The organism is Adlercreutzia sp. ZJ176, from assembly GCF_011038975.1.
Lineage (GTDB): Bacteria > Actinomycetota > Coriobacteriia > Coriobacteriales > Eggerthellaceae > CAAEEV01.
Genome location: NZ_JAAKEC010000003.1, coordinates 94723 through 119796 on the forward strand (window position 1 = coordinate 94723; position 25074 = coordinate 119796).

Consider the following 25074-nt stretch of genomic DNA (forward strand, 5'->3'; position numbering starts at 1 on the left):
GTCCATCACCGACAACGCCGGTTTTGCAGCCACCTTTTGGAAAACCTGGATGGAAAAGGGCCGTTGTCGGTGGTTTGAAGGGCTAAAGTGGATGGAAAAGCCGCGTTATCGGCGATTATGCTTGTGCAAACCACCGACAACGGCCCTTTTCCATCCAGAATCTCCCACCCTCAGCCTTCCGCTCCCCGACTTCCCGCTCCCCGACCTTCCGACCCTCTGACTCCCCATTCGCCTTAAAGGGAAGGAGCTCAGCTGGACTGCGCCCACATACTTGGACGGCCCGAATGGCGCCGAAGGTGGAGAGAGCACGCGAAGCTGGAAACCGAGTTGCGGACGAGAGGTTGAGAAGGCAGGGGTGAGCCCCATCCCGGAAGCCTCCCGTTTCTCGTGCCCGAGAAGCGGGAGGCAGCTCAGACGCGGGGGACGGCCCGCTTGGCTTACGACTGGCCTGCTGCGCAGCCAGTGGATGACGACTGATGCCCTAATCGAGACGAACGGACTGCCTGGCTTACGGCTGGCCTGCTGCGCCCTCGCCGGGAGCCTTGTGGGGCCTCGACTGCGCACCCGCCGAAGCTGACGATGAGGCCGCCACGTTCGCCGAGCTTGAGGCGCTGCTCGAAGCCGAGGAGCTCGCGCTCGACGAAGGCTTCTGACCCTCGCCATCGGCGGAACCCGCTGACGAGGAGCCTGCTGATGAGCTCGCCGAGCTCGAGGCGCTGCTTGACGCCGAGGACTCCTGGGCCGAAGAGCTCGAACTCGCGCTTGACGAGGACACCTTCGCGCCTTCGCCATCCTGCGCAGCGTCCTTCTTGCTGCTGGCATCAGAGGAAGCCGCCGACTGAGCCTGCGAAGGCGACCACGGGGGATGCGGCTTGGCACCGAGGCCCTCGCCGCCCGTCACGAGCATCACCACGCCCGCGGTCACGAGCACCGCCGCGAGCGAGGAGGCCACGGCGACGGCGAGGATGCGGCGGCGCTTGCGGTTCTCGCGCTCGATGCGCGCCCTGACCACCGTGGCCGCGGGCGTCACCTGCGCCTCGTCGCTCGTGACGTTCAGCGGGCCGAGCACGTCGGTCTTGCTGGGAGAGACGCCCTGCGTGGTGCCCGCCGAAGAGGCCGCTTCCGCACTCTTCGCCTGCCGCCCGCCTTCCGCGTCCATACGCGCACCCGTGAGCTCGCCTTCCGCGCCTGCGTCGGTGCCTGTGCCTGCGCCGACATCCGCACCGGTCACGTTCGCCTTTGCGTTCGCGCCTCTGTTTTCCGCATGCGCTGTCGCACTTGCGCCGGAGCCTACGCCCATCACACCTGTTTCTTCGTTCGCACGCTCCGCCGCGCCTGCATCCTCATTTGCGCGTGCCGTCGCTTTCGCGTTCGCGCCCGCGCCTTCCGCACGCTCCGCCGCGCCTGCATCCTCATCCGCTCGTGCCGTCGCCTTCGCGTCCGTTTCCACGCCTGCGTCTAATCCCACGCTCGCCGCAGCTGACGTCATGCCTGGCATCACGCCGACCGCCGCGGGGATCTCCTTGATCTTCTCCGCCGAGGCCGCGAGGAACTTCTTGTAGACCTGCGACGACACGGCCGACACCACCGAGCCCACCGCCACGCCGATGACCGATCCTGCGATGCCAATCTGCGACGAAAGCAGCATGGAGGTCACCGCCGCCAACGCACCGGCTCCCACTTGCGCAAACGACAGGTCGTCGAACAGCGCCCTCAGCGCCCGCGCCCTCTCGCCCCTGTTCGCGTCCGCCATGCGCTCACCCCTTCCGCTCGCTTCGCACCGCCGATTCCAACCGATCGGCCGTCAGCTGCTCATAACTCCAGTTGCGCGCATGTCAGCCATCCGCAGCCTGCATGCCAACTTGCATGCCAACAACCTGCGCGCATCAGCCACCTACTGCCAGCCACCCGAGGCTCGCACGCCAGCCACTTGGCCATCCAGCCGCCCAGCAGCCCGCAACCTGCATGCCAGCCGTCCGCAGCCCGCACGCTTGCAGCCCAGCTGCCAGCCGCCTGCAGCCTGCATGCCAGCTGCCAGCTAGCTGGCCGACGCGCCTTCATACCCTCCATTGTCCATGCCGCGCGCGCCACACGCGCAACCGACACCAAAACGTCACCACCCCCACACCCGCGCTCCACGTTTCCCGCGGCGGGCTACGGGACGGCCCCGCGTTCTCAACAGGGCGGTACAGAGGGTTCTCGCGCCGCGCGGCGCACCCTAGAGTGGGGCGTGTCATTCAGTGCACGCGTCGGGCAGCGGGCCGGGAGCAGGCGACGGGCGGCCCTCGCGCCCGCGCCCGACGCTCGACGCGTACGAAGAGAAAGGTGGCACCCATGCGAAAGATCACCCGCGCGGCCATGATCGTGTTTGCGCTGGCTACCTGCGTAGGCACGGGATTGCTCGCGACGCTGTGGTTCTCCTGGGACCCGCTGCTCCCCTTCGCCATCTGGCTCGCCCGCATGGGCTGGTTCGACGCGGCGCTGCTGGTGCTCCTGTCCGTCACGGCCCTCGGCGTGGCGGCGATGCTCGTGGCGGCCATCGCCGCGCCGGGCCGAGGCGCGCAGCTGAGCCTCGAGCAGGAGGGCGGGCACGTGGCGATCACGAAGGAGGCCATCAGTTCCACCGCCACGCGCACCATCGAGAGCCACCGCGGCATGACCTGCAAGAGCACGCGCGTGGACATCCGCGGGCGCCGCAACCCGCGCATCCGCATCCGCGCGAAGGTCGACCCCTCCTCCAACGTGGGCCTGACCACGCTCGGAACCGCGATGCAACGTGAGGTAGCCGAGAGCGTGGGCGCGCTGGCGGGCTACCCCGTCGAGAGCGTCGACATCACCTTCACTAGCACGTCCGGCGCCTCGATGGCCGCGCGCGACGCCCATGCCGCGCCCCATCCCGCGCGCATGACGACCCTGACCACCGCCTAGGAGGTGAACCATGTCCAGCACCAACGTGAAAGTGAAGATGCGCCCCTCCGCCGAGCGTGAGCGGAGCACCGGCGCGAAGCCCTACGTGACGAAGGCGGGCGAGGTGTGGCGCGCGACGCCGACCTCGTGCGACCTCGGGCCCGGCAACTCCTCGGCCCAGGACTTCGACGCGGGCGACCCCTGCGACGGCGAGCCCGGCGAAGCTGACGAGCCTACGGCCCGCGCCGGCCGCGGCAGCCCCGCATCGCGGACAGCGTCCTCCCCCGCAGCCGACGGACGCGCGGCCCGCGCGCAACACGGCTCCGCGCCGCCCGGAGGCTCCGCGCGCGACGTGCTCGAGGACGTGCGCGCCGCCGCCAAGCCGTTCCTGAGCAGGCACGAGCACGCCGTGGCCTACGGCCTCGTCGGCCTGGCGGCGGCGCTCCTCATCATCGGGATCGGGCTTCTGCCCACGCTGCTCATCGCGCTGTTCGCCGCCGTCGGCTTCGCCATCGGACGCTACCGCGACGGCGACGCGGGCATGCGCAGCGCAGTACGCGGCATCGCCGCCTCTCTCGGAAAGAAACCACAGGAAAGGAACTCCCTATGACCGACACCTTCACCACCCGCGACAAGCACGACAAGCACGCCGCCGGCAGCGGCGGCTCCGGCAGCCCCACCAGCGGCGGCCACGGCAGCCACGGCGGCCCCGCCGGCAGCGGCCCCACCAGCGGCCATGGCAGCCACGGCGGCCACGGCGGCACCGGCCCCACCGGCAACGGCGCTGGCGCTACCAGCACCGACCCCACCGGCGGCAACTCCGCCACCACCCCCGCCGGGGGCAAGGCCGAGGACGGCACCACGCTGCACGTCACCTCGCCCGCAACCGCCGCCGACAAGATCTCCGACGCCGTGACCTCGCTCACCTCCGACGCGGACGGCCCCACGGCGCGCGAGCCGAAGTACACCCTCACCATCGACGAGGGCGTGGTCGAGAAGATCTCGTCGCTGGCCGCCCAGAAGGTCGACGGCATCGTCGACATGAAGGGCAGCGTGTTCTCCATGATCCAGGAGGGCCTCGGCGGCAGCGCCGACAAGAAGGGCGTCGACGCCGACGTCGACGACGGCACGGCCACCGTCGAGCTCTCGATCATCCTGGAGTACGGCAGGTCGGCCATCGAGGTGTTCGACGCCATCAAGGAGACGGTCGTGAGCCAGGTGCACGACATGACCGGCCTCGAGGTGGTCGAGCTCATCGTGAACGTGGTGGACGTGGCCGACAAGGCCGCGTGGGATGCCGAGCACGCGCCCGCCGACGACGAGAAGAAGCCCGACCGCCGCTCCCACGTGACGCTCGCGCAGGACTAGCCCGAGCGGAGCCGGAGGCAACCCCGCCGAACCAGGCCAAGCCAAACCAAGCCTCGGCAAGCCCAGCCGAACCAAAACAGGCTCAGTCGAACCAAGCCGAACCGAGCCGAGCCGCGCTCCACCTGGCGCGCCGAATCCAGCAGAATCCAGCAGAATCCAACTGAACCCGACCGAAAGGAAGCCCACATGACCTCGCTCATCGACAACATCAAGGACACCGCGCATGCCGCCAAGGTGGCGGCGCAAGACGCCGCGCACGACGCGAAGAACGCCGTGGAGGACATGGCGCACGACGCGAAGAACGCGGCAAAGGACGCGAAAGCCGAAGCCGAGCTGAAGCGCACCGAGCACGAGCAGCACAAGGAGATCGCCCGCGAGGCGCGCGAGGAGGAGCGCGAGGCGAAGCATGCCGAACGCGAGGCCGAGCGCGACTTGAAGCACGCGCAGCGCGAGGCGAAGCGCGAGATCAAGCAGGAAGCGCGCGACGCGCGTGACGAGATCGACCAACTCGACGAGATCGAGAAAGTCACGGCCTGCAGCATGAGGGACGACTCGCTCGTCCTGTAGGCCAAACGCGCGGGACGACGGGACAACGGGGGCGGAGCCCTTTCCCGCACGCCTTTTCCGCACGAAGAGGGACGCGTCAGTCCCCTCACGTGAGATGAAGCACGTCGGCCTCATCGCAGCTCATACGGGCAAAAGGTTCCGTCCCCGTTGTCCCGCGCACACCCGAGAGGGGCCGGAGGCACTGCCTCCGGCCCCTCTGCGCGCACGCGCACGGCAAAAACGCTCGGAGCTCAAGCCTACTTGAACTTGCAGAGCGCGACGCACGCCGTGCCCGCAAGGCCTATGACGCACATGACGATGCCGAGCGTCATCCACTGGTCCATGTTGGCGCCGAGGATGAGCGGCGCCACGAAGGTGCCGAGGAACTGGCCGAGGCTCTGGATGAGCATGAGAAATCCCATGCCGATCGACATGAGCTCCGGCTTGCCCAGAACCTGGCCAAACGACGTCAACGCCATGACCGGAACGCCGAGGCCCAAAAGGCCCATGATGACGGCGCCGACCCACAGCGCGGGACCCGTACCCGTGAGCAGCAGAAACGCGCTCGGGCCCATGGCGAGCATGCCGATGATATAAAGCGGCTTGCAACGCCCTATCTTGTCGGACAGGGTGCCGAACAACGGGGACGAGATGACGGCCAGAAGCATCGGAAGCGTGCTCAAAAAGCCCGAGAGCGAGGCGTCCATGCCCTGGCTCTGCATCCAGGTCGGCGAGAAGCCGAGCATGGCGAGGAGCACGAGGTTGAAGAGCAGAAACGCCAGGAAGAACAGAAGCGTGTTGGGCTTGAGGAGCTCGGCGTAGCTCACCTTCTCCGCTGCCGCCTGCTCCTGCTGGGCCTCGGCCCCGTCAGCATCGTCGGCGAACCTCACGACAAAGGCGACGAGGACGGCGAAGATAGCGGCGAAGACCGCGTAGACCATCCACACGCCCACGAAGCCCAAAGTCGCCGAGACGGTCGGCGTCACGATGCCTCCGACCACGGAGCCCAGGCACACCCACAGCGCCCAGATGCCCGTCGCGGAGCCGATCTTGTCAGGAGCAACGTACTTCTGCACCGCAAGCGGGCCGCAGATGGTCACGAGGATGAACGCGACGCCCTCGATCGCGCGCGAGACGATGAGCATCGTGCCGTCGGTCGCGAAGACGCCGACGAGCGAGCCGACCAGCAGGATCCCGCCGGCGGCGAGCAGCAGCGCCTTGGGCCCGAACTTCTTGGCCAGCGCGCCCGTGGGGATTGCCAGGATGATGCCGACGAACGTGAAGATGGACATCAACCACGACGCGCTCCCGGCGTCCATGTTGAACTGCTCCATGAGGCCCGTCATGATGACAGGCACCTTGTACTGCGACGAAGCCACCGCCGTGCCGAAGAGCAGCAGGACGACGGCAATGAGCGCCCAGTTGCGATACTTTCTTACAACGCCCATGAATACCCCTCCTTATTCAGTTTTGAAGCTGCTTTGGTTGCTTGGTAGCGCTATTCGGTAGCGCCATTTGGTAGCGCTGTTCGGTAGCGTCAGGGCAGCGGCGCTATGTTGTCCTGGAGCACTTCGAAGCGCTCGCCCCCCGGCCCGCGGAAGAACATGATGCGCAGCTGCGTGCCGGCAGCGCCGTGCTTCACGAACAGGTCGGCGTCCTCCTCGGCGAGCGGCCGGTCGAACTCCAAGGGCGGGTCAAGCGGCCCGGCCTCCACGGCGATGCCCTTTCCCTCAAGGTGCGCGACGAACGCGTCCAGGTCGTCCACGCGCAAGGCGATGTGGTTGCTGTCCTGGGCAGCCGCATCGCAGCTCGCCTTGTCCTCCGCTTCGAGCAGCTCGAACGCCATGCCGAGCCCCTTGACCCAGGCCATCTTGAGCGGCTTGTCGCCCTCCATGGCATCCGCCCTGAACAGCAGGCGACAGCCGAGGACATCCTCGTAGAACGCGAGCGACTCCTCTATGTCGCGACAGTAGATCCCCGCATGCTGAAACTCAAGCTTCACGTCTGACACCCCCTCGCTTCTCTGGCGGGGGCGCGGCCCCGGTGCAGCCGCGCCCCCGCCGAACTCACTCTGCGTCTAGCCCTGGTCGCTCGCGGTTCTGGCCATGACCTCGGCCACCGTGGCGTTCTTCATGCACAGCTCGGTCTGGGCGATGACGTCGCCGTCGAAGTCGGTCAGGTTCTTGTAGTCCGAGTACACGTCACCGGCGGCGTTGCGCGGCTTCGTGAGCTTGATGGCCTTCTCGACGTCGTAGGGAATGAGCTGCTCCTTGGGAGGCTTCGCCTTCGCGAACCAGTTGGGAGCCGTCGTCTCGGGAGACGGCATGGTCTCGATCTGGCGGCAGTCGCCGTACTTCTCGATGAGCTCGTCAACGGGCCCGAAGTCGAGCGCGCGCATCGGGCAGCTCGCCACGCACTCGGGCAGCTTGCCCTTCTCGAGGCGGTCGATGCACATGGTGCACTTGCTCATCTTGGTGCCGGGCTCGTCGCTCGCGAACTTCGGGGCGCCGTACGGGCACGCGTTGAAGCAGTTGCGGTCGCCCTCGCACAAGTCGCGATCAACCAGCACCGCTCCGTACTTCTCCTCCTTGATGATGGCGGAGTGCTCGCATGCGGAGACGCACACCGGGTTGTCGCAGTGCCCGCAGTTGAACGCGAGCATGCCGATGGAGACGTTGGGGAACGCGCCGGTCTCCCACATATAGACGCTCATCCACTTCTCAGGCCCCGGCCCGATGTCGTTCCAGTCCTTGCAGGCAACTGAGCACGCCTTGCAGCCGTAGCAACGGCCCTGGTCGAAGAAGAATCCATACTGAGTCATCGCTCATCACCCACTTTCCTGACCTCAACAAGGCCCGCCGTCAGCAGCGCTCCCACGATGTGGGGAAGATGCGCGTCGCCGATGAGGAGGTTGCAGTTGCCCGCCGTGTCAATGCCGTAGCGCATCGTCTTCGACTTCCTCGTATGGTCGAACTTCGACCACTCGCCATGGCCGATGGAGACCGTGCCGGGAAGCAGCTTCGACGAGACGTACGCGGTGATCTCGATCTCGCCGAACTGGTTGTAGACCAGCACGCGGTCGCCCGACTTGATGCCGCGATCTGCCGCGTCCGCGGGAGACATCCTGATCATGTGCTCGTAGCAGTCGCCCTTGAGCCACGGGTTCTGGTCGTTGGCGGAGTGCTGGCGATACGAGGACACCGGGGTCACCATCGAGAGCGGGAAGAACTCCGTCCACGGATGGTAGTAGCTGTCGTTCGCCGTGGTGTCCTGGTAGGTCGGCTGCCAGCGCGGATACGAGTCGTAGTGCCCGCCGTAGCGCGTCTTCGTGAGGTCGGTCTCCTTGACGTAAGTGCTGTCGAACTCGATCTTCCCCGAAGGCGTCTTGAACGGGGACCTGCCGTACTCGACGGTGTTCTTGAAGGGATAGAACCACTCGCCCGGCTCGCCAGGGACGCGCACGATGGGCATCTTCTGGAACTCTTCCCAGGTGGGCGGCTCGTAGTCATAGTACGCGAGATAGCCGTACTCGTCCTTCGCCCACTCCTCGTACGCGGGCTTGTAGATGCGATCGATGACCTGCTCGTCCCAGTCGCGCCAGTCCGTGACGTCGAGCATCTTCGGGTTGAACTTGTCGGCGAAGCCGAGCCTGCGCGCGAGCTCCATCCAGACCCAGTCCTTCGAGCGAACCTCCCCGGGAGGGTTCACGCCCTTGCCGGCGAACAGGAAGTAGTTGCTCATGCCGGAAGGAGCGCCCCAGAACCGGTTGATCCCGAAGAAGTGCATGTCGGTGGACTCGAACTGGATGACCGGCGAGGGCAGCACGATGTCGAGGAACTCGATGGACGGCTGGTCGTGGAAGTACTGCCAGCCCCAGGAGAACTCCAGGTCAGCGAAGCCGGCCATGCGCTTGCTCACGTGGTGCTGGTTGTTGATGTAGTTGTTGGGCACGATGGCCATCTTGATGTGGGGCAGCGGGTTGCCCGGCGGGCAGCCGATGCGCCTGCGGAACTCCTCCTCGGTGATCTCGCCGGCAGCATAGAGCTTCTGGCAGTGCATGACCTCGGTGACCTTGTTGTTGTTGTTGGTGATCGGGTTCTCGACGTCCCCGAGGATCTGGCCGGTCTGGGGAACCGGCGCGAAGATGCGCGGCTGCGTGACGAGCAGAGCGCCGCCGCCCTCGCACCCGCCGGCGATGGAGAGGTTCCCCGTCATGGCCTGGAGCAACATCGCCACGGCAGCGGCGTAGTCGCCCAGGTTGCGCTTGGAGACGCTGTACATCTGGTGCAGGTGCACCGGCTTCATGCTGGCGTAGTACCGCGCGAACTCCGTGATGGTCTCGGCGGGAATGCCCGTGATGGGCTCGGCCCACTCAGGGTCGTGGACGACGCCGTCGACTTCGCCGACGACGTACTTGCGCCACTCCTCGAAGCCCTCCGGCTCAACCCACTTCTCCACGTACTCGTGGTCGTAGAGGTCCTCGGTGTAGAGGACGTAGGCGACCGCGAGGCCGAAGGCCGTGTCGGTGCCCGGCCTGATGGGGATCCACTGGGCGTTCAGGCACTCGGCGCTCACGTTGTAGACGGGGTCGATGAGGATGAACTTGCAGCCGCGCTCCTGGGCGAGCTTCATGTAGTAGGGCACGTGGCCGAACCAGCTCACCATCGGGTCGAAGCCCCAGAGGACGACGAGCTTGGAGTTGAGCAGGTCGGGGGCCTCGAAGCCCGGATAGGCGTCGCTCGTGCCCTTGATGAGGCAGTCCGTGAGGCGCACGCCGAGGTGGAAGTCCTCCGCCGCCGCGCCGCCCGAGGTCGAGTGGTCGCCCCAGCCGGTGATCGTGCCCTTCATGTACGAGGCGAACGGGAAGTCAGAGCTCTCGAACGCAACGTAGTAGCAGTAGTAGAGCCAGGGGCGGTCGGGGTTCTCCTCGGCCATCTTCCTCATCTTGTCGGCGATGGTGTCAAGCGCCTCGTCCCACGAGATGCGCTCGAAGTGGCCCTTCCCCGAGCCCTTCTCGCCCACGCGCTTCATGGGGTACAGCAGGCGGTTCTCGGAGTACAGCTCTTGGCGCCACGCATGGCCCATCGGGCAGGCGCGCGCCTGGATCATGCCAGTCTGGATGGCGTTCTCGTCGTCATCCTCGCGCGCGACGCCCGGGTTGACCGAGTCGTCCGGCTCGATGGAGACGACCTTCCCATCCTTGATACCGCACTTGATCAAGCACGTTGCGTCCCAGCACCCATTGTTGTGGCACGTCGTGTAGAAGTACTCGACCCCTTCATGTCGCGAGCTGAGCTCTTCAACAATCGACTCTCTGGACATCATGCCCCCTCTCTCGCTATGCAGTTGTCAGATGCGCGCTTTTGTCGACAAATCACGCTAGGCTTATTATTGGAAGGCAGGCGGCGAGCGGCAAGCTTGTTTCAGTTTCTGGACGACCCCGAAACCTGGGGCTTCCGCGAAATCGCCGTTCCCCGCCGATATTGAAATCTCCTCGCTTTTATCGGCTCAAAGCCTTATAACATAGATGGTTTGTGCATGTGATTGTCTCGTTGCGGAGATAATCACGGGGGAGAGGCGCAGCAACATGACATACCTTGACACGTATCACTACTCCGCGTCGACGCAGGCCGCTTTCTACAAGGCGGAGTCGGAGATCATTCGGCTTGACAGCAGGCTCGCGCGCAACGAGCTCGCCCAGTACATAAAGGAAGCCCTGCTCGCAATCGACGCCGTCTTCGCGATGCGCATCTCGCGGGACGCCGAGATCCCGATCGTCCCCCTCCTCGCCGCGTTCCAGCTGTCAAAGCGCAAGGGCGGCAGGAACAACCTGAGGAGATGCTACTGGAGCGCCTGCATCGGCTTCCAGCCGTCCGACGAGGAGCTCGAGCTCGCGGTGGAGGCGCTGCATTACATGCAGACCATCGAGTGGATATCGGACAACATACGCGCCGACACCACCGTGACCATCGAGACGGTCCTGCGGCTGCACGAGTACCTCATGAGCGGCTTCGAGAACGACGGGTACTTCCGGGGGTTCAGGAGCGAGCATCTGCCGAACATGAGGGGGGCGGACCCCTCGACCATCCCCTCCGCGATCAACGACCTGTGCAGCTTCATGAACAAGGAGGTGTTCTCCCCCTTGGGGCAGGCGTCGGCGATCAACCACAGCTTCGAGCGCATCGTCCCGTTCGACACCATGACGAACCTCTGCGGCCTCGTCCTCGCCTTCTCCGCGCTGTTCAAACGCGGCCTCTTCCTCAACGGGTTCATGGCGCCGATCTGCTGGGGCGCGTCGGCCAACCGGGAGGACCGGACGAAGATGCGCATCTCCTCCCGCGACGAGACCACGAGCGAGACATACGAGTCCTACCGCGAGGACTGGGCCATGTTCAACGCGCGCAACACCTACTACTCGGTGCACATAACGGAGTCGTTCCTCGATGCGACAGAGCTCCTGCATTCCGCCTGGAAGTCAAGCAGCCTGCGCATCCCGTCGAACTCGGCCATCGAGAAGCTCATCAACGTGATACTGGGGGCGCCGCAGCTCTCCATCAAGCATGCCGCCAGCATAATCGGAAAGAGCTACGGGGCGACGAGCGAGGCGATACACCAGCTGACGGTCGCGGGGATCACCCGGGAGGTCGCGCTCGACAACCGGGAGCGCGTCTTCGTCTGCGACCAGGCATCGGATCTGATCAACAGCTTCGTCGAGCACCTCACCGACATCTGCCAGCACTCCGAGCTCAACCCCGTGCAGATGACGCCCTTGGCGTGGAAGCTCACGGAGGACAAGCTGATGTCCTAGGCGCGCGCGGGCGGGCGGGCTCGCGCGAGCGGGTGCGGGGCCAGCGAACCGCCCGGATGCGCGCGTCACGTGGCCCGCGCGAGCCTGAAGGGGCAGGCTGCCCTGCGGCAAGCGCAAAGAGAAGGCGGCTGTCGGGATGCCGGCGGCCGCCTTCCTGCGAAGATCACGATATCCGAGCGACGCGCGGCTTGCAAACCTTACTTCGCGGAGTCAGCCGTGACGTCGCTGTGGAAGTTGGAGTATCCCCCAACTGCATTGGACTTGAACCGGCCGGCGGTCTTGTTGTAGAACACCTGGGCCCTCATGAGGTCCTTCTTCGTGATCCCGAACTCGGCCATAGCCTCGTCTTCGGTCTTGCCAGCATCCATGAGGGCATTCAGCGCATCAGCCTTCGCGGGTGATTCGAGCGCCATGAATTCGTCGCGAGTCATACAAGCTCCTCCTTGTCTGAGTGGTCTGACAAAGCTCGACGCTATTGTACGGACAGCCCCCTGCCTTCGCCAATATATGCCCGTATCGAAGAGCGCCCGAAGCATATCCGCGCCCGCACATGCCCGTATCTTGCGTTTTCCGCAATGTGCGCGCCCCTCCGAGCCGCACGCGCCGGCCGCGCCCATGCGCGCCCCTCCGAGCCGCACGCGCCGGCCGCGCCCATGCGCGCCCCTCCGAGCCGCACGCGCCGGCCGCGCCCATGCGCGCTCCTCCGAGCCGCACGACGCTACCTGAGCCACCCTAAAAGCACTTGACAAAGTCAAATGATCATTCAATAATTGACTTTGTCAAATAAGAAAGGAGGGTAGTCGCATGGATCACGGGTCATTTGCTTTCTATGTCGCAATGCTCCGGAAGAGCTTCGTATCGTATTGCACCGAGAGAATTCCCGATCTGGGTGTGACGTATGTTCAGTTGTTCGTCTTGATCTACATCAGCAAGAGAAGCAGCTGTTCTTCAAAGGAAATTGCGGAATACCTCAGATTAGACGCAGGGCAGTTGAATCGCATTCTGACGAAGCTCATAGCAAAAGACCTCGTTACCCAAAGGAAGAGCAGCACCGACAGAAGATTCAACGTTCTGAGCTTGACGAAGAACGGCGAGAGAACGGTCGAGGAAAGCCATGGCCTTTTTCATTCATGGGATGATCAGGTGTTATCCGACATGGATGATGACAGCCGCCAGGAACTGACAGATCTGATGAAAAAGCTGGTTCTCAAATCCAATGAAAACATGGGAGGAAGACGAGATGGGCAAACTGAATGACTTCATGGATCTGCTGACAGGAAGCTTCGACAATGCCGAGCAGTCCAAGAGGATGAGGCAAGTCAACGCGGACTTCCCTTACGCAGAGCACGTCAACACGATCTGCAATGGCAAGATCACGGACTTGCCGAGGGACTTCGAAGGATTCTTCATGGTTGAGGAGAGCTATTACACGGCGAACGGGAACACGCATCTCTCGCCTCACTTGTTCTTGTTCACGGAAGAAGAGGGCGGAATAAAGCTGACTTCTTACGAGCTGCCAGATGGATACGACAAGAAGACGTTCACGTACAAAGACCTCAAGCCCGTCAGCTATCATGACTTGAAGCCGTCCGAGAAATTCACCCCTGCGCTGTTCGTCGAGAGAGACGGCGTCTGGGAAGGCGGGAGCACGAGCATGTTCTCCCCGGTGCTCAAATTCACCTTGCATGAGCAGTTCTCAAGAGAATGCCTCGAGGTCAGCGAGAGCATGGAAGTCAGAGGGAGGAAGACCTTCGGATACGATGAGCCCATCCTCTACAGGAGGGTCGTTTAGCAGGCAAGCTCGTTGTCTGGCTTCTGCCTGCCAAGCCCCACGCGGCGTTTCTTTATGAGGCTTGTTATCCTCGCATTCGCATGGCGTTTCTGCTCGCGCTGCGCGTTGCGGGTTGCGCGTTGCGAGCAGGAAACGGGAAATGGAGTGGCAGCGTCTCTGACGTCGCCACTCCATACTTGAGCTGCGTCAGACGGAGCGCTTGGTGAGGGCGTTCATGATGGCGATGAGCACGACCGAGCCCAAAAGCGCCACGAAGAACGACCAGAAGTTCAGGCCCGTGAAGCCCTCGGCGCCGATGAAGCTCATGATGAACCCGCCTATGAGCGCGCCGATGATGCCCGTGATGATGTTCTTCACCAAGCCGCCCTCGCGGCCCATGAGGGCGCCGCCCGCCCATCCTGCCAATCCGCCGATGATAACCCAAACGATGATGCTCATGAGGTTGCTCCTTTCGCGTTGCCGACGAGGAACAGCTTAGCGACCCCCGGCGGCGCGCCCGCGCCAAACTCCCTGCTCGTCGCCGCGTCGTTGGCAGGCTGTTGGCTTGCCGCGAGGTGCCGTGCTTGGCAGGCTGCCGGCTTGTTGCGAGCGCAGCAAGACGCCAGCTGACGGCAAAGCACAAACGCTCATTTACGCTTCTGCTATCCTGATGTAATACACAAACAATAGTTCGTTTAATGGGTAGTGATGCGAACTTTTGTGCTATAATTACGAAATAAGCTCCCTGCTTTGTTGAGAATATCATTAGCATATGTTAATGTTTTTAGGGGATTCCCATGACCAAGCGACGCGACATCGTGAGGGCGCTCGTCGAGGGCGGCTACGTCAGCGACGGAGGGACGAACCACGAGCACTTCGTCAAAGGGACGAAGGTGGTCATGGTTCCCCGCCATCGGGAGATACCCGACGAAACGGCGAAGCGCATCTTGCGCCAAGCGGGCTTGAGATGAAAACCTCCGCGTGTGACCAGGAGCTGCCATGATCTACCTCAACGAGTTCGAGTTCTACGAAGCCGAGGACATGATATGCGCCGTCCCCTTCGGTCGTGACGGGGCAACGTGCGGCAGCAGCCTTGACGAAGCTGTCTTCATGGCGACGGATTGGCTGCGAGGCGAGATCGAGTACGCGCTCATGCGCGGAGAGACCCCTCGAAGCGGGACCTTCGGACATGCACCCGAGCATGGCGGCATCGTCATAGCCGTCTCGGTTGACTGCGACCTCGCCCGCGTCGACGCTGTGAGCGCCGCCGACGCGGCGCGCCTGCTGGGCGTGAGCACCGCGCGGGTATCGCAGATGTGCGAAAACGGGCAGCTGACCTCGTGGAAGGAAGGAGCCCGCAGGCGCGTGCTGCGCGCTTCCGTTGAGGCGCGCCTGGAAGAGCGCCCCAAAGCCGGGAGGCCGCGCAAAAGCGCCCTCGGCTGAGCGGGAGCAGCGCGCATCGACGCCGCGAACGCTGCCGCACACCGCCTTGCGCCGTGCCGAACTGCGCGCACTTACACCGTGACGAGCCGCGCACTTACGTGACCGAGCGGCAGACGAGGGGACGGGGCACGCCCATGTGCATGAGCAGAAGGTTCGCCTGCAGCTCAAGCGACTCGCGGTCGCGCTCGGCAAGGACGAGGCGGTCGGTCGAGTACGCGCGGCGGTCAAGCAGGACGCCCGTGGGCATGACGTCGATTACGTCGGCGCCCATGAAGTCGAGCGTCGTCCACAGCGAGGCGAAGGCGTAGCGCGCCTGCGAGGAGCCGGCCGCGCCGCTGTAGGTGACGGGCTTGCCGCGCATGACCGACGTGCCGTCGGCATAGACCGGGCGCGAAAGCCAGTCGAGCAGGTTCTTCAGCACGCCGGGCAGGCCGTGGTTGTACTCGGGCGTGACGATCCACAGGCCGTCGGCCGCCTCCACCGCGTCGCGGACGCGCTGCACCGGCTCGGGCACGGGGACCTCGACGTCCTGGTTCATATGAGGCAAATCGGCGTACTCGAGGAACGACACGCGCACGCACCCGCGCAGCACCGCGGCGGCGCGCTCGGCGAGCTGGCGGTTGAGCGAGCGCGCTCGCAGCGACCCGACGACCATGAGCACCGACTTCTCGGCAGCGCAAGCGGCAGCGCCCCTCGTCTCCGCGTCCACGGCAGCGCCTCTCACCTCGGCGCCGCCGCCGGCGCCGCCCTTCCCCATCTCGACAGCTTTGCTCTCCATAGAAGCGTCCTTTCACGCGTCATCATGCTCCCTCCCATGATAGGGCTGCGCGCGCTTCCATTACACTTCTGTAATGCGCGCGTTAGGAGCGCACAAGGCGCATGCCCCATGCTGGAAGCAGTTGTCCTGCGAGGAAACGAAGGAAGGTATGCACATGGACATCCTCACCGTCAGCCACCTCACCAAGGTCTACGGGGAAGGCGCTTCCGCCACGCGCGCGCTCGACGACGTGTCGTTCTCGGTGGCCCAGGGCGAGTTCCTGGCCATCGTGGGCTCGTCGGGCTCGGGCAAGTCGACGCTCCTGCACCTGATGGGCGGCGTGGACCGCCCCACGTCGGGCACCGTGCTCATGAACGGGCAGGACGTGTACGCCCGCACCGACGAGGAGCTCAGCGTGTTCCGCCGCCGCGAGGTGGGGCTGGTGTACCAGTTCTACAACCTGATCCCCGTGCTCAACGTGGCGGAGAACATCACGCTGCCCGTGGCGCTCGACGGACGCGTCGTGAACCAGCAGCGCCTCGACGCGCTGCTCGACGCGCTCTCCCTGCGCGGGCGCGAGCGGCACCTCCCCAACCAGCTCTCGGGCGGCCAGCAGCAGCGCGTGGCCATCGGGCGCGCGCTCATGAACGCGCCCTCCGTGGTGCTCGCCGACGAGCCCACCGGCAACCTCGACTCGAAGAACAGCCGCGACATCATGGCGCTGCTCGCCGCGTCAAACAGGGAGAGCGGGCAGACCCTCGTGGTGATCACGCACGACGAGGAGATCGCGCTGTCCGCCGACCGCATCATCTCCATCGAGGACGGGAAGATCGCCTCCGACGAGAGGATCCGCCGATGAGCGTCATGTCGAACTTCACGCTGCGCTCGCTGGCGAAGAACCGCGTGCGCACGGGCGTGACCATCGCGGGCGTGGCGCTGGCCGCAGCGCTCCTCACCGCCGTGCTCACGAGCGTGACCAGCCTGAACGCTTACCTGTACAACTGCGAGGTGGCCGACAACGGCATCTGGACGGCCAGCGCCTGGACCGAGGGCGAAGACGAGATCGCCCACGCCCGCGCCGACGCGCGCACGTCTGACCTGGCGGTCATGCGCGACGTGGGCTTCGTCGACCCCGGCGAGGCGCGAGCGCGCTACGGCGCGTACCTGCCGTTCGTGAGCACGGAGGGCGACCTTGCGCGCATCTGCGCCGTCAAGCCCGCGGAGGGACGCGCGGCGGAGGGGCCGGGCGAGGTGATGCTGCCCAGCTCGTGGAAGGGCGTATCCGCGTTCGGAGCCGAGTCGATCGGCGTGGGCTCGACGCTCGAGGTCGAGCTGGGGCAGCGCGAGCTCGTGGCGGCCGGAGCGGATGCGGGCGATGAGCCCAGCGCGCTCGCCGGGCACGACCGCACGCGCTCCGGCGAGACGCCCATCGAGGGCACGGGATACGAGCCCTACGAGGCGGGCGACCGCCTGGACTCGGGAGACGCCTACCGCGATCCGCAGTCTGACGGCGGCGGCTTCGGCGAAGAGCTCGTCGAGCTCAAGCCGTACGCGTTCACCGTGGTGGGCTTCTACGACACGCGCAACATCGCCAGCTCGACGGGCGTGGGGTACGCCGCGCTCACGACGGGCTGGGGCGCGGGCGGCGCGGGAGCGACAGGCGCGGCCAAGGTGTACGTGGCGACCGCGGGACTTCGCACCGTCGACGAGATCAACGAGGCCATGAAGAGCTCGTTTGACTCCACGGGCATCGCGCACCACGACGCGCTGCTGCGCTATGCGGGCATCACGAGCGACCGCGCCTTCTGGAACACGTTCTTCCAGCTGGCGGGCGTGCTCGCCTGCGTCATCGCGGCGGCGTGCGTGTCGCTCATCTACAACGCGTTCGCCATCAGCGTGGCCGAGCGCACGCGCCAGTTCGGGCTCCTGTCCTCCATCGGCGCGTCGAAGCGGCAGATCAGGCGCGCCATCGCGTTCGAGGCCGCCGTCATCACCGCGGCGGGCGTCCCGCTCGGCCTGCTCGTCGGCATCGGCGGCACCGCCGCGGTGCTCGGGATCCTCGGGCCGTCGCTCGAGAGCATCATCGGAGAGCGCGAGGACGTCGTCTTCGGCGTGGCCGTTGACCCGGCGATGGTCTGCCTGGCCGCCGTCCTCACGCTCATCACCGTGATGGTGAGCGCGTGGCTGCCCGCGCGCCGCGCCGGAAACGCAAGCGCCATCGACGCCATACGCCGGACGCGCGACGTGCGCGACGTGCGCCCCGTGCGAGAGCGCGCCGGAAGGGCGGGCGCGGCAGATGCGGCGACCGATGACGTCTGGAAGCCGCGCGGGTTCGGCATCCACCGGCTGTTCGGCGTGCCGGGCCAGATCGCCTGGGCGAACCGCAAGCGCGGGCGCGCCCGGGGCCGCGCCGCCAGCGTGTCGCTCGCGCTCGCCATCGTGCTGCTCATGACGGCTGGCTCGCTCAGCACCACGCTCGACGTGATGACCGGCGCCGCCAGTGCCTCCTCCGAGACCTGCGACATCACCGTCAGCACCTTCCGAAGCTACTCGCCAGGCTCAGACGGCGAAGGCACGAGCGCGAGCGACGGCGGGTCAGGCGCGGCCGGCGATAGCGCCGAAGATGCGGCCGGCGCCAGCGCGGCCGGCGCTTCGAACCCCTTCGAAACCTATGCCGCGCTCTACGCGAAGCTCTCGAGCGTCGAAGGCGTGCAGCCGCTCGGCTGGCAGATGGTGGCCTCGATACCCGCCCTCATGCCCGCCGACATGGTCGGCTCAAGCATGGTCGATGACGGCAGCGGCCCCTCCCGCAGCTCGTCCCCCGTCGTCCGCCAGCCCGACGGAACCTACTTCGGCTACGTCAACCTGTGCTTCCTCGACGACGAGGCGTTCGCCGCCTACGCACGCAGCGTCGGCGCGAACCCCGATGCGCTCTCCGGCGACGTGATGCGCGGCATCGCGCTTTCCACCGGCTATTCGAACAACGGGAAGGCGTACGTGCAACGCGAGATGCTCAAGGCGCCCGGCACGATGAGCTGCATTACCGACACGACGTTCGAGGGGGCTCCCATCGGGGGCTTCGCCTACAGCGGTGGGAGCGCGGGCTCTGGCGGCAGCGCGGATGCGCGCGAGGCCGCCTTCTCCGCCTTCATGCCCTCCGACATGCCCTCCGACAACGCCGCAGCTGACGAGGAGCCTGAGGGCCAGCCGCTCTCCGCGCTCGACCTGACGTACCTGCCCGTCGAGGTGGTCGCCGTCACCAGCCAAGCGCCCGACGGGATAAGCTCCGACGTCCCCACCGTCATCCTGCCCTCAAGCGCCGCCGGCACGCTCGCCGAGGCCACGAGCAGCGCCGCCTGGTCCCCCCTGTCGTCAGTCCAGCTGATCGCGCGCTTCAACGCCGATGAGCACGTCATCGCCGCCGCTGACCTCGAAGCCGCCGGCAGGGAGTTCTTCGACCTCGACCCCGAGGGCTCCAGCGCACACGGGGGCGCGTACCTCTACGTGGGCGACAACGCGGCCACCCAGGAGGGCTACGAGACGCTCGTCGTCGTGGTGAACGTGTTCTCGCTGCTGTTCACGGGCATCCTCATGCTGATCGCCATGAGCAACGTGTTCAACACGGTGACCAACGGGCTCGCCCTGCGCCGCCGCGAGTTCGCCGTGATGCGCTCAGTGGGGATGGGCAGCCGCGCGTTTCGGCGCATGATCGCCTGCGAATGCGCCGGATACGCCGTGCGCGGCCTCGTCCCCGGCGTCATCGTCGCGGCTATCGTGTCGTTTCTGCTGTTCGACGCGATGGCGAAGTCGGTCGAGGGGGTTGCGTTCGCGCTGCCGTGGGGGCATATCGCGCTCGCCTGCGCGCTCACGCTGCTCGTCATGGCGGCCAGCGTCGCCTACGGGCTGCGCCGCTGCCGGACCGACAACGTGGTGGAGGCACTGCGCATGGACATGGCCTGAGAGGCCTGAGGGAAGGGGCCGCCCCGCTTTCGGGGCGGGGCGGCCCGCCGAGGAGCGCCGAGATGGGCGGGCGGACCGCCGCTGAGCGCCGAGATGAGCAGGCGGACCGCAAGCTGAGCTTTCCCTGCCCGCAGCCGGGTTGATCGGGTAGAATGAGCCCTTGCAATTTCGTCCAAGACGCGGGGGCTTCCGCCGCGCGTCCCGAGGCAGAAGAAGGAACGGCTCATGGCAGGCAAGACGATGACCGCCGACGCGCAGGGTTCGCGCATGTCGGCTCCGAGCGCCGCAGCGCCCGCGGCACCCGCTGCGGCCGCGGACAACAGCCCCGAGGCGCCCGCTGACGGCAGCCCCTCAGCCGCCGGCACCCCCGCCGGGGCCAGCGGCAACAGCCCCGAGGCGCCGCGCGAGCACTTCGCCTCACGCCTCGGCTTCATCCTCATCAGCGCGGGCTGCGCCATCGGCCTGGGCAACGTCTGGCGCTTCCCCTACATCACCGGCGAGTACGGCGGCGCGGCGTTCATCCTGCTCTACCTCGTGTTTCTCGTGATCCTCGGCCTGCCCGTCATGGTGATGGAGTTCGCCGTGGGCCGCGGCAGCCAGAAGACCTCGGCGCTCGCCTTCGACACGCTGCAGCCCTCGCGGCGCTGGCACTGGTTCTCGTGGTGGGGGTACGTCGGCTGCATGCTGCTCATGATGTTCTACACCACGGTGTGCGGCTGGATGCTCGCCTACGTGGCGAAGATGGCCACCGGCACCTTCACGGGGCTCGATGCCGCGGGCGTCGGCGACGTGTTCTCCTCCATGCTCGCAAGCCCCGTCGAGCTCGTAGGCTGGATGCTCGCCGTGATCGTGATCGGTCTCACCGTGTGCAGCTTCGGCCTGCAGAAGGGCGTCGAGCGCATCACGAAGGTTATGATGCTCGCGCTGCTCGGCGTGATGGCGCTGCTCGTAGTGCGCAGCGTCACGCTGCCCGGCGCGGCCGAGGGCCTCGCGTTCTACCTGATCCCCGACTTCGGGCGCATGTTCTCCGGCGGCCTGGCCGGCTTCGGCGAGGTGCTGTACGCCGCCATGGGGCAGGCGTTCTTCACGCTGTCGCTCGGCATCTCGGCCATGGAGGTGTTCGGCAGCCGCATCGGGCCCGAGCGCTCGCTCACCGGCGAGGCCATCCGCATCTGCACGCTCGACACGGCCGTGGCCATCGTGGCGGGCCTCATCATCTTCCCCGCCTGCTTCGCCTTCGCCGTAGCCCCTGACCAGGGGCCTGCGCTCGTGTTCGTCACGCTTCCGAACGTGTTCAACCAGATGCCGCTCGGGCAGCTGTGGGGCGCGCTGTTCTTCGTGTTCATGAGCTTCGCGGCGCTCTCCACCATCATCGCGGTGTTCGAGAACCTCATCTCGTTTTCCATGGAGAAGTGGGGGCTCACGCGCAGGCAGGCGCTCGCGCGCACGGCGGCGCTGGTCACCGTGCTGTCGCTCCCCTGCGCGCTCGGGTTCAACGTGCTCTCGGGCGTGACGGTACCGGGCATCGGCGACATCCAGTCCGTCGAGGACTTCATCGTGTCGAACAACCTGCTGCCGCTCGGCAGCCTGCTCTACGTGCTGTTCTGCCTGAGTCGCGGCGGCTGGGGCTGGGAGCGCTTCCTCGCCGAGGCCGACAAGGGCGCCGGCGCCCGCTTCCCGCGCTGGACGCGCGGCTGGCTCACCTTCGGGCTGCCGGCGCTCATTGCGATCATCTTCGTCATGGGCTACGTGCCGAAGATCGCGCTCTGGTTGGGAATGGCCTAAGGGCACGCAAGGCGCGGATCCTGCCGTAGAGCATGCCGTCGCAGAGCCACTTGGGCAACCTAGCGTAAGGGCACGCGAGGCTGTGACATCCTTCGTGTCCTGAGCGGAGCGCCCGCAGGGCGCGAAATTGGGAAGGCCGGTAGCTCAGACGGACGTCTCTCCCCCCGCGTCATCCTGAGCGGAGCGCCGCACCCCGCCTCCCTCTCGTGTCATCCTGAGCGGAGCGCCGCAGGCGCGGAGTCGAAGGATCTGGTCGCGAGCAAGTTGCACATGCGAGCGCACCGTGCCCGGGGCCGGATCCTTCGACTCGCTTCGCTCGCTCAGGATGGCACGGGATGGGCGCCTGACGCGGGCGCTTCGCTCAGGATGGCACGAAGGAGGCGCTGAAAGATGAAGCCTCGCGCTCTGATCGTGGAGATTTGGGGGCTTTCGGCACGTTTTTTCTCTTATCGCCCCTTGCGACGGGCTCATCCGTCATACTAATCGGCTGCTTCACGCGAAATTCTTTCTCGTTTCTCTTCACGCTCAGGCGGTCATGTGGAAACCGCCCTCGCTTGCAGATTTCAGAAAGCGGCTCGAGTAAAGCAAAGAGCACCCCACGGGGATGGGTGCGACGGCACCGCGCAGACGCGGGCCGGAAGAGAAACGACGCAATCACCAAGCCTGCGAGCACGCGAGGCGGCGCTGTGCCGCGCGCGCTGCATGCCTTGGCACGTGCGTCATGAGAGAGAAGGAGCAACTCCCCCATGACTGAACCTATCGAGAAGGATCTGACCAGCGAGGCCGCCGAGGCCGCAGCCGATTCGGCTGCCGAGGTTGCTGAGTCCGCCGCCGCGATTGAGGTCGCGGCCGAAGCTGACGAACCGGCTGCCGAGACTGCGGCCGAGCCGGCTACCGGCGTCGCGACCGAAGCAGATCCCGAAATCGCGGTCGAATCGGCGATAGAAGCTGAATCCAACTCCGAAGCCATTGTCAGCCTCAGCGACGACACCGACGTCGCCGACGCTGACGTCACCAACCCCGACGACTCCGCCGAAGCTGACGCCGACTCCGAGGACGAGGCGGACCTCGACGACCTCGATCCCGAGGAGGCCGCGGCCGAGACTGAGGAGGCCGACGTCGACGTCGCGGTCACCTTCGCCGACCTGGGCCTGTCCGAGGACGCCCTGCGCGCCGTGGAGAAGCTCGGCTACGAGAACCCCACACCGGTGCAGGAGCAGGCAATCCCCGTGGTCCTCGAGGGCCGCGACCTCATCGCCGCCGCCTCCACGGGCACGGGCAAGACGGCCGCCTTCCTGCTGCCGCTCCTGAGCAACCTCTCCCGCGCCGGCCGCGGCAAGCGCGCCCCGCGCGTGCTGGTGGTCACGCCCACGCGCGAGCTCGCGCAGCAGATCGCGTTCACCTGCATCAAGGTGGCGCGCGCCACCGGGCACTTCGCCACCACCGTCTACGGCGGCACGCCCTACGCCCCGCAGATCCGCGAGATCAAGGGCGGCACCGACGTGCTCATCGCCACGCCCGGGCGCCTGTGCGACCTCATGGAGCGCGGCGTGGTCGATCTCACGCAGATCAGCGCGCTCGTGCTCGACGAGGCCGACCGCATGCTTGACATGGGCTTTCTGCCCGACGTCACCACCATCGTGGAGGCGCTGCCGAAGCAGCGCCAGACGCTTCTGTTCTCCGCCACCATCGACCAGTCCATCGAGAAGAACCTCGGCTCGCTTCTGCACGATCCGGTGATGGTGCAGATCGCGCATCGCGGTGAGACGGCGGCCACCGTCGACCAGTTCATCATGCCGGTCCCCTACAAGGAGAAGCAGGCGCTGCTCGAGGCGGTGCTGCACGAGAAGGGCCACGAGCGCGTCATCGTGTTCGCGCGCACCAAGACCCGCTGCGAGGAGTGCGCCCAGGCGCTCATCGACGCCGGCTTCACCGCCGAGTCCATCCACTCCGACAAGAAGCAGGGGCAGCGCCGCCGCGCGCTCGACGCGTTCCGCAAGGGCCGCACCGACATCCTCGTGGCGACCGACGTGCTCGCGCGCGGCATCGACGTGGTCGGCGTCGACCACGTGATCAACCTGGACCTGCCTGACATGCCCGAGGACTACGTGCACCGCATCGGCCGCACGGGCCGCGCGGGCGAGTCGGGCTACGCCATCTCGTTCGTGAGCGCCAACTCGCGCCGCATCCTGCGCGAGATCGAGGACCTGATCGGGCGCGACATCCCCGTGATGCCGATGGAGACCTACGAGTTGGACCTCTCCATCCTCGAGAAGGGGAAGAAGAAGCGCAAGCCGAAACGCGCCGAGGGCGAGCGCAAGGGCTACAAGGGCGAGCTCGACTGGCAGCGCGAGCGCGCCCGCGAGGAGCGCGAGGAGCGCCGCGAGCGCCGCATGCTCGAGGAGAAGGGCATCATCCCCCGCGAGGACCGCAGGCGCGATGAGCGCGGAGACAGCCGCCACGGCGAGCGCTTCGAGCGCGGGGAGCGCCGCGACGGGAGGCGCTTCGAGCACGACGACCGCCAGCATGGCGAGAAGCGCGGCGGGTTCGGCGGACGCGACGAGCGTCGTGACGGCGAGCGACGCTTCGACCGCAAGGACGACCGCCATGGTGAGCGCAGCTTCGACCGCGACGACCGCAAGGGCGGCTTCAAGGGCCGCGACGACCGCGGCGAGAAGCGCGGCGGGTTCGGCGAGCGCAAGAGCGGGTTCGGCCGGAAGGGCGATCGCCGCGACGGAGAGCGCCGCTTCGACCGTGACGACCGCAGGCGCGATGACCGTCGCGGCGGGTTCGGCAAGAAGCGCGAAGACGAGCGCGGCGGACGTCGCTTCGACCGCGATGACCGCAAGGGAGGCTTCAAGGGCCGCGACGACCGTCAGCATGACGACCGCGGGCGTGGTGGGTTCGCTGGCAAGAAGCGCGATGACCGCCGCGATGGCGAGCGCCGCTTCGACCGCAAGGACGACCACCGCGGAGAGCGTCGCTTCGACCGTGACGACCGCAAGGGCGGCAAGGGCGGCTTCAAGGGCCGCGACGACCGCCATGGCGGAGAGCGTCGCCTCGACGACCGCGGGCGCGGCGGGCGCGACTTCGACAAGAAGCCCCGTCGCTTCGCCAGCCGCGACGGACAAGGCTACCAGGGCGCCAAGAAGCACGACGCAGCCAAGGGCAAGCCGAAGCGCAGCACGGGCGCACCCGCAAACCCCAACGGCATCCGCGCGTTCGGCGAGCGCAAGCTTCGTGAGAAGTACACGCGGATCAAGTAGCGCTCGTCACGCGAACTGGTAAAGCGAACGCGCCAACCAGCGCTCAAGCCATGCGAAGAAAAGGGAAGGAGCCCCGCGGGGCTCCTTCTTGTCTCATCTGATCGCGCCAGCTGCGCTTGGCTCTTGCGCGGTTGTACTTCACGTCGCCTTGCGCGCCGTGCCCGCAAGCGAACCCGTTGTAACGCGGCTTCCTCGCCAACGTGGCCTCCTCGGCCGACTGCCGCCACACCACGTTCGAGCTGCCGCGCGCACCCGCGCGTCGCTTCTTCGACATGCACCCCACCTCCTTCAACTATCCGGGGACATCAGCGCGATCATATCACATGCAGCCCCCTTCGGCTATCGCACCCTGATTCAGATTCAAGGAATAACAAGCAATCATTAGGTTATGGCAATGAACAAGCGATTGCCCGGTTAAAAATGATTGGGCAGTTGACATACGTTTTGGGGAAAACAGCTGCTA

22 protein-coding genes are annotated in these 25074 nt (G+C 66.2%); 13 read left to right on the top strand and 9 right to left on the bottom strand.

The window, feature by feature from the left end; translation table 11 throughout:
• Positions 1-508 precede the first annotated feature (508 nt).
• Complete coding sequence (locus G7Y50_RS02250) at positions 509-1753, bottom strand: hypothetical protein (RefSeq protein WP_165048679.1); 1245 nt, start codon at positions 1751-1753, stop codon at positions 509-511.
• 581 nt (positions 1754-2334) lie between these two features.
• Here G7Y50_RS02250 and amaP point away from each other — a divergent pair.
• The 4 genes from amaP (at position 2335) to G7Y50_RS02270 (ending at position 4842) form a co-directional block, all read left to right on the top strand.
• Positions 2335-2928: an alkaline shock response membrane anchor protein AmaP gene (gene amaP, locus G7Y50_RS02255; RefSeq protein WP_165048668.1), complete on the top strand. Its 594-nt coding sequence runs from the start codon at positions 2335-2337 to the stop codon at positions 2926-2928.
• A gap of 10 nt (positions 2929-2938) precedes the next feature.
• A complete protein-coding gene (locus G7Y50_RS11880; RefSeq protein ID WP_206214733.1) occupies positions 2939-3517 on the top strand; it encodes a DUF2273 domain-containing protein in 579 nt (192 codons plus the stop codon).
• Positions 3514-4275, top strand: a complete 762-nt coding sequence (locus tag G7Y50_RS02265) for an Asp23/Gls24 family envelope stress response protein (protein ID WP_206214734.1) — start codon at positions 3514-3516, stop codon at positions 4273-4275. The genes G7Y50_RS11880 and G7Y50_RS02265 overlap by 4 nt, the downstream gene beginning before the upstream one ends.
• A gap of 186 nt (positions 4276-4461) precedes the next feature.
• Complete coding sequence (locus tag G7Y50_RS02270) at positions 4462-4842, top strand: hypothetical protein (protein WP_165048646.1); 381 nt, start codon at positions 4462-4464, stop codon at positions 4840-4842.
• A 236-nt stretch (positions 4843-5078) separates the two neighbouring features.
• Here the strand turns inward: G7Y50_RS02270 and G7Y50_RS02275 are convergent, their stop codons facing one another.
• From G7Y50_RS02275 to G7Y50_RS02290, 4 genes are all read right to left on the bottom strand, one after another.
• Positions 5079-6269 carry a CynX/NimT family MFS transporter gene (locus tag G7Y50_RS02275; protein WP_165048635.1) on the bottom strand — a complete coding sequence of 397 codons (1191 nt, stop codon included), beginning with the start codon at positions 6267-6269 and terminating at the stop codon, positions 5079-5081.
• Between the two features lie 89 nt (positions 6270-6358).
• On the bottom strand, positions 6359-6823 hold the full coding sequence (locus G7Y50_RS02280) for a VOC family protein (protein WP_165048624.1): 465 nt from the start codon (positions 6821-6823) through the stop codon (positions 6359-6361).
• Between the two features lie 75 nt (positions 6824-6898).
• Entirely contained in the window at positions 6899-7642 is a 744-nt protein-coding gene (locus tag G7Y50_RS02285; protein ID WP_165048615.1) for a 4Fe-4S dicluster domain-containing protein, read from the bottom strand.
• Positions 7639-10143, bottom strand: a complete 2505-nt coding sequence (locus G7Y50_RS02290) for a molybdopterin-dependent oxidoreductase (RefSeq protein WP_165049309.1) — start codon at positions 10141-10143, stop codon at positions 7639-7641. Before G7Y50_RS02290 ends, G7Y50_RS02285 begins: the two co-directional genes overlap by 4 nt.
• 265 nt (positions 10144-10408) lie before the next feature.
• Between G7Y50_RS02290 and G7Y50_RS02295 the strand changes: the two genes are divergently transcribed.
• Positions 10409-11629: a Fic family protein gene (locus G7Y50_RS02295; RefSeq protein ID WP_165048610.1), complete on the top strand. Its 1221-nt coding sequence runs from the start codon at positions 10409-10411 to the stop codon at positions 11627-11629.
• A 197-nt stretch (positions 11630-11826) separates the two neighbouring features.
• Here the strand turns inward: G7Y50_RS02295 and G7Y50_RS02300 are convergent, their stop codons facing one another.
• Positions 11827-12060 (bottom strand): hypothetical protein, encoded by a 234-nt coding sequence (locus G7Y50_RS02300; RefSeq protein WP_165048605.1) that lies wholly within the window; start codon positions 12058-12060, stop codon positions 11827-11829.
• A 373-nt stretch (positions 12061-12433) separates the two neighbouring features.
• On the opposite strand from G7Y50_RS02300, the gene bilQ reads away from it, so the two are divergent.
• Both bilQ and G7Y50_RS02310 read left to right on the top strand, forming a co-directional pair.
• On the top strand, positions 12434-12886 hold the full coding sequence (gene bilQ / locus G7Y50_RS02305) for a bilirubin utilization transcriptional regulator BilQ (RefSeq protein ID WP_165048598.1): 453 nt from the start codon (positions 12434-12436) through the stop codon (positions 12884-12886).
• Entirely contained in the window at positions 12870-13421 is a 552-nt protein-coding gene (locus G7Y50_RS02310) for a hypothetical protein (RefSeq protein ID WP_165048575.1), read from the top strand. Before bilQ ends, G7Y50_RS02310 begins: the two co-directional genes overlap by 17 nt.
• Positions 13422-13607: 186 nt before the next feature.
• Here the strand turns inward: G7Y50_RS02310 and G7Y50_RS02315 are convergent, their stop codons facing one another.
• Entirely contained in the window at positions 13608-13859 is a 252-nt protein-coding gene (locus tag G7Y50_RS02315) for a GlsB/YeaQ/YmgE family stress response membrane protein (RefSeq protein ID WP_165048570.1), read from the bottom strand.
• A gap of 338 nt (positions 13860-14197) precedes the next feature.
• Between G7Y50_RS02315 and G7Y50_RS02320 the strand changes: the two genes are divergently transcribed.
• Positions 14198-14371 carry a type II toxin-antitoxin system HicA family toxin gene (locus G7Y50_RS02320; RefSeq protein ID WP_165048563.1) on the top strand — a complete coding sequence of 58 codons (174 nt, stop codon included), beginning with the start codon at positions 14198-14200 and terminating at the stop codon, positions 14369-14371.
• Between the two features lie 28 nt (positions 14372-14399).
• Positions 14400-14843 (top strand): helix-turn-helix domain-containing protein, encoded by a 444-nt coding sequence (locus G7Y50_RS02325; RefSeq protein WP_165048554.1) that lies wholly within the window; start codon positions 14400-14402, stop codon positions 14841-14843.
• A 94-nt stretch (positions 14844-14937) separates the two neighbouring features.
• Here G7Y50_RS02325 and G7Y50_RS02330 read toward each other — a convergent pair whose 3' ends face one another.
• Positions 14938-15621 carry an NADPH-dependent FMN reductase gene (locus G7Y50_RS02330; RefSeq protein ID WP_206214735.1) on the bottom strand — a complete coding sequence of 228 codons (684 nt, stop codon included), beginning with the start codon at positions 15619-15621 and terminating at the stop codon, positions 14938-14940.
• A gap of 154 nt (positions 15622-15775) precedes the next feature.
• Between G7Y50_RS02330 and G7Y50_RS02335 the strand changes: the two genes are divergently transcribed.
• The 4 genes from G7Y50_RS02335 to G7Y50_RS12235 all read left to right on the top strand — a co-directional run bounded on the left by G7Y50_RS02335 (position 15776) and on the right by G7Y50_RS12235 (position 24611).
• Complete coding sequence (locus G7Y50_RS02335) at positions 15776-16459, top strand: ABC transporter ATP-binding protein (RefSeq protein WP_165048548.1); 684 nt, start codon at positions 15776-15778, stop codon at positions 16457-16459.
• Positions 16456-19560: an ABC transporter permease gene (locus G7Y50_RS02340; protein WP_165048537.1), complete on the top strand. Its 3105-nt coding sequence runs from the start codon at positions 16456-16458 to the stop codon at positions 19558-19560. The genes G7Y50_RS02335 and G7Y50_RS02340 overlap by 4 nt, the downstream gene beginning before the upstream one ends.
• 225 nt (positions 19561-19785) lie before the next feature.
• Positions 19786-21345 carry a sodium-dependent transporter gene (locus tag G7Y50_RS02345; protein WP_241156411.1) on the top strand — a complete coding sequence of 520 codons (1560 nt, stop codon included), beginning with the start codon at positions 19786-19788 and terminating at the stop codon, positions 21343-21345.
• A 746-nt stretch (positions 21346-22091) separates the two neighbouring features.
• The gene (locus G7Y50_RS12235; RefSeq protein ID WP_165048508.1) at positions 22092-24611 is read left to right on the top strand and encodes a DEAD/DEAH box helicase; all 2520 of its coding nucleotides are present in this window, start codon (positions 22092-22094) and stop codon (positions 24609-24611) included.
• Positions 24612-24654: 43 nt separating this feature from the next.
• On the opposite strand, the gene G7Y50_RS02355 is transcribed toward G7Y50_RS12235, so the two are convergent.
• Positions 24655-24885, bottom strand: coding sequence for a hypothetical protein (locus G7Y50_RS02355; RefSeq protein ID WP_165048480.1), 231 nt, complete (start codon positions 24883-24885; stop codon positions 24655-24657).
• Positions 24886-25074 lie beyond the last annotated feature (189 nt).

What these genes read in the sequence shown, in the direction of transcription:
- G7Y50_RS02270 (WP_165048646.1), top strand. Translation starts at nt 4,462, where the DNA reads ATGACCTCGCTCATCGACAACATCAAGGACACCGCGCATGCCGCCAAG.
- amaP (WP_165048668.1), top strand. Translation starts at nt 2,335, where the DNA reads ATGCGAAAGATCACCCGCGCGGCCATGATCGTGTTTGCGCTGGCTACC.
- G7Y50_RS02265 (WP_206214734.1), top strand. Translation starts at nt 3,514, where the DNA reads ATGACCGACACCTTCACCACCCGCGACAAGCACGACAAGCACGCCGCC.
- G7Y50_RS02275 (WP_165048635.1), bottom strand. Translation starts at nt 6,269, where the DNA reads ATGGGCGTTGTAAGAAAGTATCGCAACTGGGCGCTCATTGCCGTCGTC.
- G7Y50_RS02300 (WP_165048605.1), bottom strand. Translation starts at nt 12,060, where the DNA reads ATGACTCGCGACGAATTCATGGCGCTCGAATCACCCGCGAAGGCTGAT.
- G7Y50_RS02340 (WP_165048537.1), top strand. Translation starts at nt 16,456, where the DNA reads ATGAGCGTCATGTCGAACTTCACGCTGCGCTCGCTGGCGAAGAACCGC.
- G7Y50_RS12235 (WP_165048508.1), top strand. Translation starts at nt 22,092, where the DNA reads ATGACTGAACCTATCGAGAAGGATCTGACCAGCGAGGCCGCCGAGGCC.
- G7Y50_RS02295 (WP_165048610.1), top strand. Translation starts at nt 10,409, where the DNA reads ATGACATACCTTGACACGTATCACTACTCCGCGTCGACGCAGGCCGCT.
- G7Y50_RS02330 (WP_206214735.1), bottom strand. Translation starts at nt 15,621, where the DNA reads ATGGAGAGCAAAGCTGTCGAGATGGGGAAGGGCGGCGCCGGCGGCGGC.
- G7Y50_RS02320 (WP_165048563.1), top strand. Translation starts at nt 14,198, where the DNA reads ATGACCAAGCGACGCGACATCGTGAGGGCGCTCGTCGAGGGCGGCTAC.
- G7Y50_RS02345 (WP_241156411.1), top strand. Translation starts at nt 19,786, where the DNA reads ATGGCAGGCAAGACGATGACCGCCGACGCGCAGGGTTCGCGCATGTCG.
- bilQ (WP_165048598.1), top strand. Translation starts at nt 12,434, where the DNA reads ATGGATCACGGGTCATTTGCTTTCTATGTCGCAATGCTCCGGAAGAGC.
- G7Y50_RS11880 (WP_206214733.1), top strand. Translation starts at nt 2,939, where the DNA reads ATGTCCAGCACCAACGTGAAAGTGAAGATGCGCCCCTCCGCCGAGCGT.
- G7Y50_RS02335 (WP_165048548.1), top strand. Translation starts at nt 15,776, where the DNA reads ATGGACATCCTCACCGTCAGCCACCTCACCAAGGTCTACGGGGAAGGC.
- G7Y50_RS02285 (WP_165048615.1), bottom strand. Translation starts at nt 7,642, where the DNA reads ATGACTCAGTATGGATTCTTCTTCGACCAGGGCCGTTGCTACGGCTGC.
- G7Y50_RS02325 (WP_165048554.1), top strand. Translation starts at nt 14,400, where the DNA reads ATGATCTACCTCAACGAGTTCGAGTTCTACGAAGCCGAGGACATGATA.
- G7Y50_RS02290 (WP_165049309.1), bottom strand. Translation starts at nt 10,143, where the DNA reads ATGTCCAGAGAGTCGATTGTTGAAGAGCTCAGCTCGCGACATGAAGGG.
- G7Y50_RS02355 (WP_165048480.1), bottom strand. Translation starts at nt 24,885, where the DNA reads ATGTCGAAGAAGCGACGCGCGGGTGCGCGCGGCAGCTCGAACGTGGTG.
- G7Y50_RS02310 (WP_165048575.1), top strand. Translation starts at nt 12,870, where the DNA reads ATGGGCAAACTGAATGACTTCATGGATCTGCTGACAGGAAGCTTCGAC.
- G7Y50_RS02250 (WP_165048679.1), bottom strand. Translation starts at nt 1,753, where the DNA reads ATGGCGGACGCGAACAGGGGCGAGAGGGCGCGGGCGCTGAGGGCGCTG.
- G7Y50_RS02315 (WP_165048570.1), bottom strand. Translation starts at nt 13,859, where the DNA reads ATGAGCATCATCGTTTGGGTTATCATCGGCGGATTGGCAGGATGGGCG.